Below are 2,157 nucleotides of genomic sequence, written 5' to 3'. Positions count from 1 at the left end.
CTCCGTCCGCACCAAACAATTTATATTTATCAAATATTTAGATAACGCTTGGTGCAACTGTGGTGCAAATCACATCATCGGGCGTTTTTCTTTTTGGCGGTTTAGCCACATTATCACTTCCTCTCTCTTCCACCAAAAACGCTTCTTGGATACGGCAATTCTGGCGGGGAAATCGGGGCGTGGGGCGTAGCGTTCTAAAAACGTCCGCTTTTTCACGGCGAGCATATCCGCGCATTGTTGCGGGTCTAAATACTCCGTATTCATTTCAATCTCCTAAATCTATTGTTTGCCGCTTTGCGGATTAGGTTATTCCGGATTCCGTCTGTCGCCCTGTAGCTCAAGGCGAGCAGGCGGAGGGCTTCTGGTATCATTCCACATCTCCACGGCAGATTGCATTCAACGCGTCGGCATGGGCTTGGGCGGCGTCGTAGGACAAATGGCATAAATTACCAGCCAATCTATCGTTATCATCCCTACTGTTACACCATGTATCGGAGAAAGGTGTAAATTCTGCCGTTTCCATACTAAAGGTTACATAATAATACGCGTCTACGTATCCTAACGGCTGTTCAACCGGCTTCGGAAACTCATGCCGTCCGACACGGATTATTTGTTGCTTGCGGCGGTACTTCATATTAACTTCCCAGACGGGGGGATTCGAACACGGATACCACGACTTATCATCAAACCACTCCCACCGCTCCCACGGTCTATCCGTCTCCATTGCATCTTTCGCGTATTGCAGCATCAGGGCTGCGTGTTTGTGTGCTGTCATTTCTGTTTCCTTTATGGATTGGTTGAATCGGTTATTTCGTGCTGGATTCTCTTGCCGATAAATCTCATCACGGGGACGGCCATACTGTTCCCAATGGCTTTGTAACGCAGGCTGTCCGGACAGTCGGCGGCAGGTTTGCCGCGCCACGGGATTAGCGTGTGGTTGTCGGGGAAGCCTTGCAGGCGTTCGCATTCGAGCGGGGTCAGCCGGCGGGCGGTCAGGTCGTGCTGTACGGCGTGGCGGTCGGATGCGGTCAGAGTGTAGGCGGTTGGCGATACGCCTAGGCCGTTGCCGCCGTTTTCAGGCTGCCGTTCGATGGTGTTGCCGGCGATGCAGTGGGCGACAATCAGGGTTTCGCTGCCGCCACCTATGCCGCCACCGGAGGCTTTGACTGTTCCGGCGGCGTTTCGTTCGGCGAATGTTCCAAAGCTGCTTTCAACGTAGGCGGCAGGGTTTTGCCCCGCATCTGCGCCCGCCGCAGGATGCCCTGCTTTGCCCTGCCGCTCAAAAAGTATTGCGGCGGGGTCGACGTTTCCAGCACCTGCGACAAGGAAGACGCGGCGGCGGCGTTGGGGCACTCCGAAATGTTGTGCGTCAAGGATGCGCCAGGCGATGCGGCGCGTGGGTCCAAACACACAACCAGCGTTCGTCCATTTTTTCCCTGCCGGTTCGAGTGCCGTGTCTTCGCCGGCCAGTCCGCCCAAAAGGCAACCGAAGGCGTTGTCTCGGGTGTTGAGTACGCCGGGGACGTTTTCCCACACAAGGATGCAGGGCGGCTTTCCGGCGCGGGCGCGAATAAAGTCAATTGCATCGAGTATCCTAATCATCACAAGGGTCAGGTTGCCGCGTTCGTCTTTCAGGCTGCCGCGCAGTCCGGCGACGCTGAAGGCTTGGCACGGGGTGCCGCCAACCAGAATATCGGGGGCTTCGATTTCGCCGGTGAGAATGCGACCGACGAGCTTTGTCATGTCGCCGTGGTTGGGGACGTGCGACCAGCGGTGTGCCAGCACGGCGCATGGAAATGGCTCGATTTCGGCGAACCATGCGGGTGTCCATCCGAGCGGCTCCCAGGCGAGCGATGCGGCTTCGATACCGCTGCACAGGCTGCCGTAGCGCATTTCAGGCATCCTTTTCCTGTGTCCCGGTGTTTTCTTTATCCAACTGCATGGCTGCATCAATTGCATCACGCAGGCTGTCCAAATGCTGCTCTACGCACTCGGTAGGTAATAAAACGTTGCTGATTTCGTTTGCGGGGTCTGCCAGCCAGTCCAGCCGCACGGTGTCGGGATGGGGGATGAGCGTAACGTGCTTTTCCGAGCATCTGTAAAGGCTGCCGTCTTCTGTGGCTAGGGTACAGGAGGACAAATACCCACGAAGATAAA

Annotated in this window: 3 protein-coding genes and 1 pseudogene; 1 reads left to right on the top strand and 3 read right to left on the bottom strand. The window is 55.9% G+C overall.

The window, feature by feature from the left end:
* On the top strand, nt 1-190 hold a 190-nt coding region (locus MB824_RS10845; RefSeq protein WP_238748551.1), incomplete at its 5' end, for a hypothetical protein.
* Nucleotides 191-367: 177 nt separating this feature from the next.
* On the opposite strand, the gene MB824_RS10840 is transcribed toward MB824_RS10845, so the two are convergent.
* From MB824_RS10840 to MB824_RS10830, 3 genes and pseudogenes are all read right to left on the bottom strand, one after another.
* On the bottom strand, nt 368-775 hold the full coding sequence (locus MB824_RS10840) for a hypothetical protein (RefSeq protein ID WP_238748550.1): 408 nt from the start codon (nt 773-775) through the stop codon (nt 368-370).
* Between the two features lie 11 nt (nt 776-786).
* Nucleotides 787-1,902: a DNA cytosine methyltransferase gene (locus MB824_RS10835; protein ID WP_238748549.1), complete on the bottom strand. Its 1,116-nt coding sequence runs from the start codon at nt 1,900-1,902 to the stop codon at nt 787-789.
* Nucleotides 1,895-2,157: pseudogene (locus tag MB824_RS10830) on the bottom strand (hypothetical protein); the annotation flags it as partial. The pseudogene MB824_RS10830 and the gene MB824_RS10835, both read right to left, overlap by 8 nt.

The sequence above is a fragment of the Kingella pumchi genome (genome assembly GCF_022288825.1).
GTDB classification, from domain to species: Bacteria; Pseudomonadota; Gammaproteobacteria; order Burkholderiales; family Neisseriaceae; genus Kingella_D; species Kingella_D pumchi.
The sequence above is the reverse complement of the archived record's forward strand: the minus strand, read 5'-3'. Positions and strand labels throughout refer to the sequence as shown.